Raw genomic sequence first — 14,690 nt, 5'->3', positions numbered from 1 at the left:
CCTACGGGTTTGGTGTGTAAAGGTCTAGATGAAACAGACGCTTACTTGCGAATCTTCGCAGAAAAGGCAGACACAACCGTTTGGGCCACCCAATCCATGCAGGCATCGACTTCTGAATCTTCTAGTGTTTTTTCAGTATCTTGCAGCACAAACCTAAAGGCAAGACTTTTTTCATCCTCAGCCAGGCCAGGACCCCGATACTGGTCGAAAAGCACCACAGACTGCAGGCGTCCCTTGGCCTCTGGGGCCTGGCAAAGGCGCATCAATGCGGCATGCACATCACCAGCCGCAATGCTTCGGGGCAGCACAAAGGCCAGATCTCGGGAGACGCTCGGGTGGCGTGCAGGCGGCTGCGGCGATGGCATCTCCAACGCCAGGAGTGGGTCCAGCACCACCTCGAACACCACCGGGGCAGACGGCAGTTCAAACTGGGCCACCAGGGTGGGGTGAAGCTCACCCATCACTCCAATCACCGCATCACCAAGTCTCACGACTGCAGCACGACCGGGGTGCAGCCCCGCAATGGGCGCTGCCGGGGCACTGGTGGTGAGGCTGCAAGGCGCGGCCAAACGCACCAGGTCTTGCTTGAGATCAAAGAAGTCGACGGCGTCCGCCTTGCCCTCCCAGGGCGCAAAGGGCACGCCACCCCAGGCCAGGGCGCAGAGCGTCATCGGCTGAGACACCCCCTGAACCGACCATGGCCCGGCAGAAACCGATGCATCCCGCCGAAACACCCGGCCGAGTTCGAAGATGCGAACCCGTGTCTCTCGATGGGCAATGTTATCTGCCAGAACCTTGAGCAGATTGGGAACAATCGAGGGGCGCATCGTGGAGAGCTGCGAGGCGATGGGATTCTGGAGCACCAAGTGCTCGGCCGGCGGTGCAAACTGCGCGGCCAGTACGGAGTCCATGAAGGAATAGGTGACGACCTCTTGGAAATCGAGGCTGACCATGCGGTCGCGCATGGCCATGGCCGTTCGCTGGGTCTCTGGCTGGGCAGACATGCGTTGCGGCCCCACCGGCGGGCGCGATGGGATCTGCTCAAAGCCAATCACACGGGCCACCTCCTCCACGAGGTCTTCCTCGATGGACAAGTCGAACCGGTGCGGCGGCGGCTCCACCGTGAAGACATCGTCCTCACCAACCACGGCGTGTGTAAACGAAAAGCCCAAGCCATTGAAGACGGATTCCACCTCCGCCCGGGAATAGGGGCGACCAATCAGGCGCTCACAGCGGCTGCGGCGCATTCGCACAGGAGTGGCCGTTGGAAGGTTCCATTGGGCATCGGCCACAGGGCCCGCCTGACCACCGCAGACGTCCAGAATGAGGGCGGTGATCCGCTCGAGGTGCTCGGCCGTGGTGGATGGGTCCACCCCGCGCTCGAATCGATGGCCCGCATCGGTGCTGAACTTGAAGCGCTGGGCACGACCGCGAATGGCATCGGGCCACCAGAAGGCGGCCTCTAAAAGGATGTTCTTGGTTTGATCGGAGACTGCGGATCGGGCCCCACCCATGATGCCGGCCAGGGCCACAGGCCCCTTTGCATCGGCAATCACCCCCACGCTGGAGTCGAGCGAGACGGTCTGGCCATTGAGCAGCTCGCAGGCTTCGCCTTGTTGCGCCCAGCGCACGGCCAGGCTTGCGGGTGCATCGATGGGCACGAGGGCATCGAGATCGAAGACATGCGATGGACGACCGAGCTCGAGCATCACGTAATTGGAGATGTCCACCAGGGCAGAAATGGGCCGCTGACCAGACTGCTCCAGGCGCTGTTTCATCCAGCCCGGTGTGGGGGCCTGGGCATTCACGCCACGAATGACCCGACTCGAGAATCGGCCGCACAGGCTCTTGGCATCTGGGGCGCAGGCGATGCTTGGCGTGTCTTCAATGGTGGGCGACACCGCAGACCAACTCGGCGTGGAGAGTCGAACCCCCAGCAGTGCCGAGAGTTCACGGGCCACGCCCAGCATGGAGAGGCAGTCGCCGCGGTTGGGGGTGAGCTTCAAGACCAAGGTGGCGGCATCTAGGTTGAGGGTCTGGCGGATGTCCTCGCCCAGGCTCGTCTCACTCGCATCGACTTCCAGAATGCCCTCGGAGGCCTCCGAGATGCCGAGTTCCTTGGCCGAACAGAGCATGCCTTGGCTCACAACGCCCCGCATCTTGGCCTGCTTGATCTTGAACCCACCAGGCAGAAGTGCGCCATCGGTGGCGCAGGCCACCATCAGCCCTGCCCTGGCGTTCGGTGCTCCGCAAACAATTTGAAGGGGCGTACTGCCCGACCCGATGCTCACCTCGCAGACCTGCAGACGATCGGCATCTGGGTGCTTCTGGGCCGAAAGAATCTTGCCCAGCCGCACGCCGGTGAAGGGCGGTGCAGCCGTCTCGACCTCTTCCACCTCAAGGCCGGCCATGGTCAGCACATCGGCGATGCGCTCGATGGAGAGATCGGTGTGAACCATCTCACGAAGCCAGGCCTCAGGAATTCTCATGATGGTCTAGGAAAATTGGCGCAGAAAGCGCAGGTCGTTTTCGAAGAAGAGGCGAAGGTCGCCAATGCCGTAGCGAAGCATGGTGAGCCGCTCCAGGCCACTGCCGAATGCAAAGCCAACCACCTCCTCGGGATCAAACCCAAAGTGGCGAATCACGTTGGGATGCACCTGGCCTGCCCCCGAGATCTCCAGCCAGCGACCCTTGAGCGGGCCACTGGAAAAGCGCATGTCCACCTCCACCGAGGGCTCGGTGAACGGGAAGAAAGAGGGACGAAATCGAAGGTCGAGTTGGTCGTCTTCAAAGAAGCGGCCCAGGAAGTCGTGGTAGACGCCTTTGAGATCAGCAAAGCTCACACGATCGGAGAGCCAGAGGCCTTCGACCTGATGGAACATGGGTGAGTGGGTGGCATCGCTGTCCACCCGATAGGTGCGGCCCGGCGCAATCAGCTTGATGGGCAACTGATGGGTCTGGGCATAGCGCACCTGCATGGGGCTGGTGTGGGTGCGCAGCAGCAGCGGCAGGCCCGACTCGTCGCGGTCCTCGAGGTAGAAGGTGTCCTGCATGGAGCGCGCAGGATGATTCTCGGGATTGTTGAGCGCCGTGAAGTTGAACCAATCGGTTTCAATCTCGGGGCCATCGGCCACATCAAAGCCAATCGACTGGAAGATCTCCTGAACACGGCGCCAGGTTCGAACCACGGGGTGCAGGCCACCCACGAAGGGGCCGCGACCGGGCAGAGAGACATCGATGGCCTCTTGGGCCAGCCGCGCATGGAGCTGGGCCTGGCCGAGCTGATCTCGGCGCGCCTGCAGCAAGGCTTCGATCTGAGTCTTGACCTCATTGAGCGCGGCACCCGCAGCCTTGCGGGCCTCTGGGTCCATCTTGCCAAGCTGCTTGAGCTGTTCGGTGAGCAGGCCCGTCTTGCCAAGGAAACGTGCCTTGGCATCCTCGAGCGCAGGCGCATCGGGAGCAGCCTCGAAGGCGCGTTGCGCCTCCGAGACGAGCTGATTGAGATCCGACATGCTCGGGGGTTAAGCCCCGAGGGCGATCTTCACTTTGGCCACGATGGCTGCAAATGCGGGCTTGTCCATCACTGCGAGATCGGCCAGCACCTTACGATCCATTTCGATATTGGCCTTCTTGAGGCCAGCAATGAAACGGCTGTAGCTGAGGTCGTTCGCACGGCAGGCCGCATTGATGCGGGTGATCCAGAGTGCACGGAACACACGCTTGCGATTGCGACGGTCGCGATAGGCGTACTGACCTGCACGCATGACCGCCTGCTTGGCCACACGAAAGACATTGTTGCGGCGGCCTCGGAAACCTTTTGCGAGGGCCAGAATTTTCTTGTGACGGGCACGAGCCGTGACACCACGTTTGACGCGAGGCATGTGAGTTCTCCTTTACGCGTAGGGCATCATGTCGCGAACGCGCTGCACATCCGAAGGATGCACAGTGAGCGTGCCGCGAAGCTGACGCTTGTTCTTGGTGGTGCGCTTGGTCAGGATGTGACGCTTGGTGGCGTGTGCGCGCTTGATCGACCCACTGCCGCGGGCGATGAACCGCTTGGAGGCGGCCTTTTTCGTTTTCATCTTGGGCATGACTGCTCCTCTGATTTGGTCTCGGCGGGTGGCGGGCACCTTGCCCTCACTTGTTGAACCCTCAGCGACCTTCTTCCAACTGCTTACAACTCGACTGCCTTACTTCTTCTCTTACTTTTTCTTTTTTGGAGCCACCACCATGACCATCTGGCGACCCTCTAACTTGGGCATTTGTTCCACCTGGACGAGTTCGCCGAGGTCGGACTTCACGCGTTCCAGCATTCGCATTCCGAATTCCTGGTGGGCCATTTCGCGCCCACGAAACCGAATGGTGATCTTGGCCTTGTCACCCTCTTCAAGGAACCGAGTCAGGTTGCGCAGTTTGACTTGATAATCGTTGTCATCGGTGCCAGGGCGAAATTTCACCTCTTTCACCTGGATGATCTTCTGCTTGGCCTTGGCCTCTTGGGCCCGCTTCTGCTCCTGGTACTTAAACTTCCCGAAATCCATGAGCTTGCACACCACAGGAACCGCCTGAGGGGCAATCTCGACAAGGTCTACCTCTGCTTCTTCGGCCATTCGGATCGCCTCATTGAGGGTCACAATTCCGATGGCTTCGTTTTCTAATCCAACCAGCCGCACCTGCGAGGCTGTGATTTCACCGTTGATTCGGTGGCTTCGTTCTGTAGCGATTGCGTTGCCTTTCTAAAAATAAAAACGCCCTATTTCCGCCGCTCGACTGTTTCGGACAGGAGCTCGAAAAAGGCGTTCATCGACATGCTTCCCAGGTCTTCACCCCCACGGGCTCGGACCGCCACCTGCTCGGAATCTTTCTCTTTCTGGCCAACAACCAGCACAAAAGGAATCTTTTGCAGGCTTAATTCTCTGATTTTGTAGGAAATTTTGTCGTTTCGCAAATCAGCATCGGCACGAAAGCCTCGGGCTTGTAATCTTTTCGCAACAGACTGGGCGTAGTCAGCCTGGTTTTCGGTGATGCTGGCCACGGCCACCTGCAGGGGGGCAAGCCAGCAGGGCATGGCCCCGGCGTGGTTCTCAATGAGAATGCCGATGAAACGCTCGAGCGAGCCCACAATGGCCCGATGCAGCATGACGGGGTGGCGACGGGTGTTGTCCTCGGCCACATACTCGGCCCCAAGGCGCACCGGCATGTTGAAATCGACCTGAATCGTGCCGCACTGCCAAATGCGCCCGAGCGAGTCTTTCAGGCTGTATTCGATCTTCGGGCCGTAAAAAGCGCCCTCACCCGGCAGCAACTGCCAGTCCACCCCAACCCGATCAAGCGCCTCTGAGAGCGCCTTCTCGGCCTTGTCCCAACTCTCGTCGGAGCCCACCCGATTGGGCGGACGGGTCGAGAGGCGGTAAATGACGTCATCAAAGCCGAAGTCTTTGTAGACCTCGAGCAGCTTTTGGGTGAAGGCGTAGACCTCTGCTTGGATCTGGTCTTCGGTGCAAAAAATATGGCCGTCATCTTGGGTGAAGCCGCGCACCCGGAGCAGGCCGTGCAGGCTCCCCGACGACTCATTGCGATGGCAGGAGCCGAACTCGCCATAGCGCAGGGGCAGGTCTCGGTAGCTGCGAAGGTTGGAATTGAACACCTGGACATGGCCCGGGCAGTTCATGGGCTTGACGGCGTAGTCTCGGTTTTCCGAGGCCGTGGTGAACATGTTGTCTTTATAGTGCTCCCAATGGCCCGACTGCTCCCAAAGGCTGCGGTCGAGGATCTGGGGGCAACGTATCTCCTGATAACCCGCGGCCAGGTAGACATGCCGCAGGTACTGCTCCACCTGCTGCCAGATCGTCCAGCCCTTGGGGTGCCAGAAGACCAAGCCCGGGGCGTTGTCCTGAAGGTGGAAGAGGTCGAGGGATTTGCCAAGCTTGCGATGGTCTCGCCGCTCGGCCTCTTCGAGCTGGTGCAGGTACTGCTCGAGGTCTTCCTTCTTGGCCCAGGCCGTGCCGTAGACCCGCTGAAGCATTTCGTTGCGATGGTCGCCTCGCCAGTAGGCGCCGGCCACCTTCATGAGCTTGAAGACCTTGAGCTTGCCCGTGGAGGGCACGTGTGGGCCTCGACAGAGGTCGACGAAGTCGCCCTCGCGGTAGAGCGAGATCTGCTCGCCTGCCGGAATGCTGGCGATGATCTCGGCCTTGTAATGCTCACCCATCGACTTGAAGAGGCCCACGGCGGCATCGCGGTCCATGACCTCTCGGGTCACGGGCTCGTCCTTGCTGGCCAGTTCGCGCATCTTCGACTCGATGGCGGCGAGGTCTTCCGGCGTCAGCGGGCGTTTGTAGGAGAAATCGTAATAGAAGCCGTTGTCGATCACTGGCCCGATGGTGACCTGAAGGTCTGAAAACAGGCTCTTGGCCGCGTAGGCCAGCAGGTGCGCCGTGGAGTGCCGAATGATGTCCAGGCCCTCTGGGTCTTTCTCGGTGACAATCGCCAGCGCCGCGTCTTGATCGATGAGGTGGTGGGTGTCGACCAACTGCCCATTCACGCGGCCGGCCAGTGCAGCCTTGGCAAGCCCCGCCCCGATGCTGGCCGCCACCGCGGCCACGGTCACGGGGGATTCAAATGAGCGAACTGACTGATCTGGAAGGGTGATGTTGACCATATGGGCTTGATTGGTAGGCGCGATTGGACTCGAACCAACGACCCCCACCATGTCAAGGTGGTGCTCTAACCAGCTGAGCTACGCGCCTGCCGAAAACAGAAGCCGCAGTGTAGCAGACCTATCCCGCCCGAATGCCGAGCTCCACTCCCACTTTTCGCCATTCCAGGCGGTCTTGGTCGAGGCTGTGCTGGGTCAATGGATGCCTGGAGAGCCAGGCCTTGGGCAGGCTCAACTCAAACTGCCGGCCATCCCCCACCAGCGCAATCGAGGGCAGCTTCGCATCGGAGCGATTCCGAAAGAACACGGCCGCCAGCCGCAGACACAGAACTGCAGCCCAGGGTACGGCCTCGCCCACCAGCGGCATGACCTTGCCCAGCTTGCCCACATGGCCCATGGCGAGCGTGGACATGATGCGCTGGTCGCGCCGCGAGAAGCCCGGCATGTCTGCCTGCGCCAGGATGTAGGCGGTGTGCTTGTGAAAGCTGTTGTGGGAGATCGAATGCCCAATCTCCAAGAGACTGGCCGACCAGCCAATGAGGGCCGACATCTCGGCCCTCTCCTCACGTGTGCCACCGGAGAGCTGCATCCAGAGCGACTGCGCCAGAGCCCCCACCCTCGCGGCCTGGGCCCGGTCGACCTGGTAGCGCTTCATGAACTGCTCCACCGTGTGGATTCGCATGTCGTCATGCCGAGCGCGGCCCAGTACGTCGTAGAGCACCCCCAATCGAAGGGCCCCATCGGCGTAGTGCATCTCCTCGATCTTGAGCTCCTCGAAGGCGGCCATCATGATCACCAGCCCCCCCACAAAGACCGGCATGCGTTCCACCTTGAGGCCTGGAAGGGCTGCATCTTCGACGCGACCGGCCTTGATCAGCAGGCTGCGAACGTGCTCCATGCCCTCCAGGGTGATGCGGTGGCTGGTGTCCCCAAGGGCCACCAAGACATCTTGAATGGCCCGGGCCGACCCGCTCGAGGCCACCGTCCGCTCCCAACCATGGCGACGATAGGCAGCACTGATCACCTGAATGCTGCGCCGGGCCTCAAAGATGGCGTCCTTAAAGCCCGATCGGGTGATGTCTCCGCCGGGGAAGAAATCGCGGCTGAACCGGATACAGCCCACGAACACGCTCTCGAGCAGCTCGGCCTCGTAGTTGGTGCCGATGATGAATTCGGTGGAGCCCCCGCCGATGTCGATGACCAGACGGCGGGCGCCATCGGCTGCCAAGGAATGCGCCACCCCGTTGTAAATGAGGCGAGCCTCTTCCTTGCCGGCGATCACCTCGATGGGGAACCCCAGGGCGGCCTCGCAGGTCTTCAGAAACTCGGCCCCGTTCTTGGCCACACGAAAGGTATTGGTGGCCACAGCCCTGACATGCTGGGTGTCAAAGGCGCGAAGGCGCTCTCCGAAGCGCTGGAGCGCCGAAATGGCACGGGCCTGGGAGGCGGCGTCGAGCCGCTTGTCGGCAGACAAACCCGAGGCCAGCCGCACCACGTCCTTGAGGCTGTCGAGCGGAGAAATCTGGGGCCCCGCTGGCGTGCTCTGCACGCGTCCAATGAGCAGGTGGAACGAATTCGACCCAAGATCCACCGCCGCAACCAGCTCTGGATCGTTTTGTATTTGGGCCAACACAGTCGCCATGGCCGGATTATAGGTGGCTACACTGGAGAGAAGATGAAATCAAAAAAGCCCGCTCCCACACCGGTCTTCCACACCGAGGGCCAGCCTGGCCAGAGCCGCTACCTCAACAGAGAACTCAGCCTGCTTGCCTTCAATGAGCGCGTGCTGGCCATGGCCGAATGCCTCGAGACCCCCCTGCTTGAGCGGCTGCGATACATCTGTATTGTCTCGAGCAACCTCGATGAGATCTTCGAAATCCGGGTCTCGGGGCTCAAGGCCAAGATTCGCCAGGGCGCGGGCGACCTGCCCGACCTCGATGGCTACACGGCCGCCCAGAGCTTCCAAGACGTTCAACTGCGGGCCCACCGCGTGGTGGAGCGCCAGTACCGAATCCTCAACCAAGGCATCCTGCCCGCGCTCGAGCAGACCGGCGTCAAGATCCACCTCACCACCAACTTCACACCGGCCCAACGAAAATGGGCCCACCAGTATTTTGTGAAGGAGGTCATGCCCGTGCTCACACCAATCGGGCTCGATCCCTCACACCCCTTTCCGCGCACCCTGAACAAGAGCCTGAATTTCATTCTCGAGATGGAAGGCCGCGACTCGTTTGGCCGTGAGTCACGGGCGGCGGTGGTGCAAGCCCCAAGGGTGTTGCCCAGGCTCATTCGCGTGCCCAAGCAGGTCTCTGGCCACCCCCACGGCTTTATGCTGCTGAGTTCCATCCTTCAAGACAATGTGCCAGCCCTCTTTCCGGGCATGGATGTCAAAGGGGTGTACCAGTTTCGCGTCACCCGCAACAGCGATTTGTTTGTGGATGACGAAGAAGTCACCGACCTGCGAGAGGCCCTCAAGGGCGAACTCTCCCAGCGGCAGTTTGGGGACTCGGTGCGGCTCGAGGTCGCCGATGCCATTCCGGACTCCCTGCTCGACCTGCTTCTGCGCGAATACAAGCTTGGCCAGGAGGATTGCTACCGAGTGCCGGGGCCCGTGAACCTGGTGCGCCTCATGAGCATGCCGGATCAGGTCGACCGGCCCGATCTCAAGTTCCCCGCCTTCTCAGCGCGCCACCCAGATGCCTTCGTTGGAAAGAACCACTTCGAGGTCATCTCCAATCAAGATGTGCTTGTGCATCACCCCTACGAGAGCTTCAGTGCCGTGGTCGACTTCCTGCGCACCGCTTCGGAGGACCCTTCGGTGGTGGCCATCAGCATGACGGTCTACCGAACCGGTCAGACCTCCTCGCTCATGGAGTCACTCATTCTGGCCGCCCGCTCCGGCAAGGAAGTCACCGTGGTGGTGGAGCTCATGGCCCGATTCGACGAGGAGACCAATATCAACTGGGCCTCCCGGCTCGAGGAGGTGGGTGCCCATGTGGTGTTTGGCGTGGTGGGCAACAAGACCCACGCCAAGATGTGCCTGGTGGTGCGAAAAGAAAAAGCAGGCCTGCGCCGCTATGTGCACATCGGCACGGGCAATTACCACCCGCGCACCGCCAGTCTTTATGAAGACTTTGGCCTCTTCACCGCCAACCCAGACCTCTGCCAAGACGCCCACGAGGTCTTCCACCAGCTCACTGGGCTTGGCAAGGCACGCGCCCTGCGAAAGATCTGGCAGTCGCCCTTCACGCTGCACTCCAATGTGCTCAAGGCCATCCGCAAGGAGACGCTCATTGCCAAGCAAGGTGGCAAGGCACAGATCATGGCCAAGATGAACTCCCTGGTCGAGCTTGCTGTGGTCGAGGCACTCTATGCAGCAAGTCAGGCTGGGGTGCAGGTGGACCTCATCGTGCGGGGCATCTGCGTGCTTCGCCCCGGCGTGCCAGGACTCTCAGAGAACATTCGTGTTCGCAGCACCATTGGCCGCTTTCTGGAACACAGCCGTCTCTTCTACTTTCGCAACGAGGGGGCCGAAGACGTCTACATTTCCAGTGCCGACTGGATGGACCGCAACTTTTTCCGGCGCGTGGAGTTGGCCTGCCCAATTCTCGACAAAGCCCTTAAACGCCGTGTGATTCGAGAGGGCCTGCGCCTTCACCTGACCGACAACGCCACGAGTTGGCAGATGCGGGCCGATGGTGTCTACACGGTGCGTCGACGCACCGGTGCGAATCGCAAGGCCGTGCAAGACACCCTCCTACAGACCGTGCTCTAGGCCCGAAGCCTCGGGCCCAACACCAGCAGTGGAAGAAGCCCCACCAGGGCGATGGTCAGCGAGGGCCAGGCCGCCTGGGCCAAGCGTTCATCCGCAGCAAACTGATGGGCTGCGGTGGCAAGGGTCTCGATATTCATGGGCCGCAGCACCAGTGTCAGGGGCAGTTCCTTGACCACATCGACGAACACCAGGAGGCCCGCCACCGCGGCGCTGCCACGAAGCACGGGCCAGTGCACGCGGAACACGACCTGCTGGGCAGACAGCCCGAGGCTGCGGGCCGACCAGTCCAGGCTGTTGGTCAGCCGCCCCAGGCCAACCTCCACGCTGGAATAGCCAACCGTGAAGAATCGGGTGAGGTACCCCCCGATCAGCAGCACGCTGGTGGCGGTGAGCGTGACCCGCCAGTCGAAGAGGCTCATGGCGGTCTGAGTAAAGAACGCACTCCAACCGAGCAGGCCCAGGGCTACCACCAGGCCCGGCACGGCATAGCCCGATGAGGCCAGTTGTAGGCCCTTGGAGAGCCAGCCCCCTTGCATGCTGCGCTGGCCATAGGCGAGCACGATGGCCATTGGAAGAATCACGGCCAGGGCATACACGCCATAGAAGGCCGTCTGAAGGGTCTGCCGCATGAGGTTGTTCACCGCGATGGGCTCGGCCGAGGAGAGCCCCGCGACCAGCAGGAGCGCAACAGGCAGCACAAACCCAAACATGCCGCCGAGGCCGCAGGCCAGCGGCACCCAATACCGGGCCCTGCCCTGCAGCGGCAGTCGCGGCCGCGCCTGACCCGGCCGCCCAATGAAGCCCGCACGCCCGCGAACCACGCGCTCCCAGGCCAGAATGAGCACGGCCAGCCCCAGCATGCCCAGGCCCATCAACGCAGCCGCCGAGCGATCGCCATAGCCAAACCATGTCTTGAAGAGCCCCGTGGAGAGCGTCTGCACCGAGAAGAAGGCCACGGTGCCGTAATCGGCCAGGCACTCCATGATGACCAGGGCGCTGCCCGCCACCAGCGCGGGCCTGGCCAAGGGCAGCACCACGCGGTAGAAGGCACCCGCGGGCGAGAGTCCCAATGAGCGGGCCGCCTCCGAGAGGTTCACCTGCCGGTCTTCAAAGGCGGTCTTGGCCAGCAAGCCCACATATGGGCTCAGGGCCACACCGAGCACAAAAATGGCACCCGGCAAGGAGCGAATCTCGGGCCAGATCGCCTGGAACTCCTGTGCGGAAAGACCCACCCACAGGGCAAACATCTGGAACCACTGGGCCAACCAGCCGGAGAAATCCAGCGCATCGGTGTAGGCATAGGCCACGACATAGGCGGGCAGTGCCATTGGAAGAATCATGGCCCACTCCAATGCGACCCGACCCCGAAACTCGTATTGGCTTAGAAACCAGGCTGCTGGCAGCCCCAGAGCCCAGGCCACCGCAAGGCTGCCCAGGCAGAGCGAGACGCTGTTGAGGAGGTAAATGGGCAACACCGTCTGGGTCATCCAGCCCAAGGCAGACGGATCCGCAAAAGCAGCCATTCCAAGCCAGGCCACCGCGATCAGCGGAGCCGCGATTGCAAGGATAAAAACAAGGGAGACGGTGGCGCGCAATACCCGATTTTGCATACGCAGACACTATACTGGGGCGCATGTCTGAGTCCCTCCAAATCGACGCAATCACCATCCGTTACCCGGACACACCGCATGGGGCCGATGCGGTGCGGGGGCTGAGCCTAGACCTCGCCGAAGGAGAGATTGCCTGCCTGGTGGGGCCATCGGGCTGCGGCAAGAGCAGCCTGCTTCGGGCCATTGCGGGCTTTGTGCAGCCCGTCACGGGACGCATCCTGCTTGGGAGCCGAATGCTGTTTGGACCCGGCGTGAACCTGGCCCCAGAGACCCGCGGTATTGGCATGGTCTTTCAGGACTACGCCCTCTTCCCGCACCTGCGGCTGGAAGAGAACGTTCTCTTTGGCCTGACGGCAGGCCGCCCCAAGGCGGCCGACGAGCAAGCACGGCAGCGCGCGCGCGACATGATCGACCTGGTGGGCCTGCGTGCCTTCGCCGACCGCTACCCGCACGAGATCTCCGGCGGCCAGGCCCAGCGGGTGGCGCTGGCCCGCGCACTGGCACCGGCCCCCGGCTTGCTGCTGCTCGATGAGCCCTTCTCCAACCTCGACCTCAACCTTCGCGCCCGACTCGCCCGAGAAGTTCGCGACATTCTCAAGACCGCGGGCCAGACCGCCGTGCTGGTCACACACGACCAGGCAGAGGCCTTCACCATGGCTGACCAGCTCGGCGTGATGTTTGATGGTCAACTTGCCCAGTGGAGCAGCCCCTACAACGTCTATCACGAGCCCTGCTCACCCAAGGTGGCCCGCTTCATTGGCGAAGGCGCCATGGTCAGTGGCCTTCAGACGCACCATGAGGTGAGAACCCCGCTGGGCACCCTGGCCTTGGCGCCCTGTTGCTGCAACGAAAAAATTCAGTCGGAGGAAGTGCGTGTCCTGCTGCGGCCCGATGACGTCGTGCATGACGATGAGAGTCCGCTTCAGGCCAAGGTCATTCGCAAGAGCTTTCGCGGCGCCGACTTCCTCTACACGCTTGAACTGCCCAACGGCGAGCAGATTCTCTCGCTTGTTCCGAGTCACCACGACCATCCCTTGCATGAACCCATTGGTATTCGGCTCGAGGCCGACCACGTGGTGACCTTCCCTGCCCACGCCAATGTCGCAGAGGCCTTCGAGCGCAGTGAAGGACACTGAGGCTGTTGTCGTTCGCCTGCTGATCGCAGGCGAGGAGCCCACCAGACGCATCGCCATTCAAGAAGTGGGGCCCGAATCAGCCTCAGAGGTGCTCCTCTGCCTGCCAGGCCTGCTCGAAACCCATGAGAGCTTCAGCGGTCTACAGAGGGAATTGGGCCAAGACCACCGACTCTTCATCCTCGACCATGCCGGACGAGGCGACAGCGACCCCATGAAGGAGGCCTCCCATTACCGAATGAGCCGCTACCTGAGCGACATTGGCGTGGCGCTGGCCTATGTCCAGGGCCGAATGGCGTCCTCAGCCAGACCATCGAGCCTTTTTCGCGAATCTCGGCCCTCCCCTCGGCTGCATTTGGTGGGCACCAGCATGGGCGGCATTTTGGCGATGTCCATCGCGGCCCAGCAGCCAGCAGGCCTGGCCAGCGTGGTGCTCAACGATGTGGCCTGTCTGCTGCCCTGGGCCGGCATCTTTGGCCTGATGACCGGGCTTGGCGCTGCGACAAAGGGCGCAGCCCTCTTTGGCAACCACCGGGAGGTGGCCGAGGACCTTCAAATCGACCCCCGCCTGCTGCGTGCCGTTCAACAGCCCAAGCACCTCGACATCGTGCACCAGACCACCATGCACGGCGTGGACTTCAGAGAAACGTTTTCACAAGTGACGCAGCCGGTGCTGCTCATCAAGGCGGGTCAAAGTGATGTGGTGAATGACCAGGCCATCGAGGCCACGCGCCGCTGCAACCCACTGGGTGAGACCTTGGTGGTGCCCGAGGCCCGCCACCCTGCGCCTTATGATGCGCAGGTCTGTCAGGCCATCCGGCGCTTCGTGGGCGCCATCACGGTCTGACCAATCCCGAGGTTCGTTAGCCTTTCTTGTCCGCAGCCGGTGCAGGCGCTGGTGCAGATGCGGGCGAGGGTGCAGACCCCGCCGCGGGCGCCGCCCCGTTGCCTGCCGCAGCCGGCGCACCTGTTGAGGGCGCAGCCTCGGCTGCTGGCGGAGCGGCGGGCTCCGGTGCCGGCCGAAGCTTGGCGCACTCACTGAGCATCTCGACCTGCCCACCGGCGGCACGAATGCCGGCCTGTGCTGCACAGGTTGCTGCCAAGCGGCTTGGGAGGTCGGTCATCTTCAGGGCCCGGTCGAAGGCTTCCGCCACGGAGGGATCTTGCGGGCCTTTGACCATCAGCCGCAGGGCACCAAGGCCCAAGAGGCGCTCGGTGCTGGGCTCCTTGGAGCCGCGCACGATGGCCTCCATGTCTGACAAGACCTGGCCGCCTGCCAGGGCCTCACGGGCCGCATCGAACTGCTTTTCTTTGGAGAGCAGGCTCTCCATTCGAGACAGACCCTCGAGCTGCTGGCGCTGAGAGGCGGTTTCCGCCCGAAGCTGCTCGACCTCTGCGTTGAGTTCAGTGGCCGTCTGCCACTGCAGGAAGGCAAAACCGCCGGCGCCGGCAGCAGCCAGGAAAAGCACGACAATGATGATGATGAACTTCTTCATACCCGCGTCTCGATCCGT

12 protein-coding genes and 1 tRNA gene are annotated in these 14,690 nt (G+C 62.1%); 3 read left to right on the top strand and 10 right to left on the bottom strand.

All coding sequences use genetic code 11. The features are described 5' to 3' along the window. Positions 1-41: 41 nt before the first annotated feature. The 8 genes from pheT to AC8GDA_RS05025 form a co-directional block, all read right to left on the bottom strand. The gene (gene pheT, locus AC8GDA_RS05060; protein WP_506555457.1) at positions 42-2,489 is read right to left on the bottom strand and encodes a phenylalanine--tRNA ligase subunit beta; all 2,448 of its coding nucleotides are present in this window, start codon (positions 2,487-2,489) and stop codon (positions 42-44) included. 6 nt (positions 2,490-2,495) lie between these two features. Next, complete coding sequence (gene pheS, locus AC8GDA_RS05055; protein WP_506555456.1) at positions 2,496-3,512, bottom strand: phenylalanine--tRNA ligase subunit alpha; 1,017 nt, start codon at positions 3,510-3,512, stop codon at positions 2,496-2,498. Between the two features lie 9 nt (positions 3,513-3,521). Next, a complete protein-coding gene (rplT, locus tag AC8GDA_RS05050; RefSeq protein WP_506555455.1) occupies positions 3,522-3,881 on the bottom strand; it encodes a 50S ribosomal protein L20 in 360 nt (119 codons plus the stop codon). 12 nt (positions 3,882-3,893) lie between these two features. Then, the gene (rpmI, locus tag AC8GDA_RS05045) at positions 3,894-4,091 is read right to left on the bottom strand and encodes a 50S ribosomal protein L35 (RefSeq protein ID WP_506555454.1); all 198 of its coding nucleotides are present in this window, start codon (positions 4,089-4,091) and stop codon (positions 3,894-3,896) included. Positions 4,092-4,202: 111 nt separating this feature from the next. Next, the gene (infC, locus tag AC8GDA_RS05040; protein WP_506557198.1) at positions 4,203-4,724 is read right to left on the bottom strand and encodes a translation initiation factor IF-3; all 522 of its coding nucleotides are present in this window, start codon (positions 4,722-4,724) and stop codon (positions 4,203-4,205) included. Positions 4,725-4,753: 29 nt separating this feature from the next. Next, positions 4,754-6,661, bottom strand: a complete 1,908-nt coding sequence (gene thrS, locus AC8GDA_RS05035; RefSeq protein WP_506555453.1) for a threonine--tRNA ligase — start codon at positions 6,659-6,661, stop codon at positions 4,754-4,756. Positions 6,662-6,672: 11 nt separating this feature from the next. Then, positions 6,673-6,749 (bottom strand) — tRNA-Val (locus tag AC8GDA_RS05030). A gap of 30 nt (positions 6,750-6,779) precedes the next feature. After that, a complete protein-coding gene (locus AC8GDA_RS05025) occupies positions 6,780-8,279 on the bottom strand; it encodes a Ppx/GppA phosphatase family protein (RefSeq protein WP_506557197.1) in 1,500 nt (499 codons plus the stop codon). A gap of 54 nt (positions 8,280-8,333) precedes the next feature. Between AC8GDA_RS05025 and ppk1 the strand changes: the two genes are divergently transcribed. Continuing rightward, positions 8,334-10,433: a polyphosphate kinase 1 gene (ppk1, locus tag AC8GDA_RS05020; protein WP_506555452.1), complete on the top strand. Its 2,100-nt coding sequence runs from the start codon at positions 8,334-8,336 to the stop codon at positions 10,431-10,433. Here the strand turns inward: ppk1 and AC8GDA_RS05015 are convergent. Continuing rightward, positions 10,430-12,043, bottom strand: coding sequence for an ABC transporter permease (locus tag AC8GDA_RS05015; protein ID WP_506555451.1), 1,614 nt, complete (start codon positions 12,041-12,043; stop codon positions 10,430-10,432). The two genes, ppk1 and AC8GDA_RS05015, sit on opposite strands and share 4 nt — an antisense overlap. Before the next feature lie 23 nt (positions 12,044-12,066). Here AC8GDA_RS05015 and AC8GDA_RS05010 point away from each other — a divergent pair, with 23 nt between their 5' ends. Together AC8GDA_RS05010 and AC8GDA_RS05005 are read left to right on the top strand one after the other, a co-directional pair. Then, positions 12,067-13,179 carry an ABC transporter ATP-binding protein gene (locus tag AC8GDA_RS05010; protein ID WP_506555450.1) on the top strand — a complete coding sequence of 371 codons (1,113 nt, stop codon included), beginning with the start codon at positions 12,067-12,069 and terminating at the stop codon, positions 13,177-13,179. Beyond that, entirely contained in the window at positions 13,166-14,023 is an 858-nt protein-coding gene (locus AC8GDA_RS05005) for an alpha/beta fold hydrolase (protein ID WP_506555449.1), read from the top strand. The genes AC8GDA_RS05010 and AC8GDA_RS05005 overlap by 14 nt, the downstream gene beginning before the upstream one ends. 16 nt (positions 14,024-14,039) lie before the next feature. Here AC8GDA_RS05005 and AC8GDA_RS05000 read toward each other — a convergent pair whose 3' ends face one another. Then, a complete protein-coding gene (locus tag AC8GDA_RS05000; RefSeq protein ID WP_506555448.1) occupies positions 14,040-14,672 on the bottom strand; it encodes a hypothetical protein in 633 nt (210 codons plus the stop codon). Between the last annotated feature and the right edge of the window lie 18 nt (positions 14,673-14,690).

The sequence above is a fragment of the Hahnella aquatica (SeqCode) genome (assembly GCF_965194505.1).
GTDB lineage: Bacteria > Pseudomonadota > Gammaproteobacteria > Burkholderiales > Burkholderiaceae_A > Hahnella > Hahnella aquatica.
The sequence above is the reverse complement of the archived record's forward strand: the minus strand, read 5'-3'. Positions and strand labels throughout refer to the sequence as shown.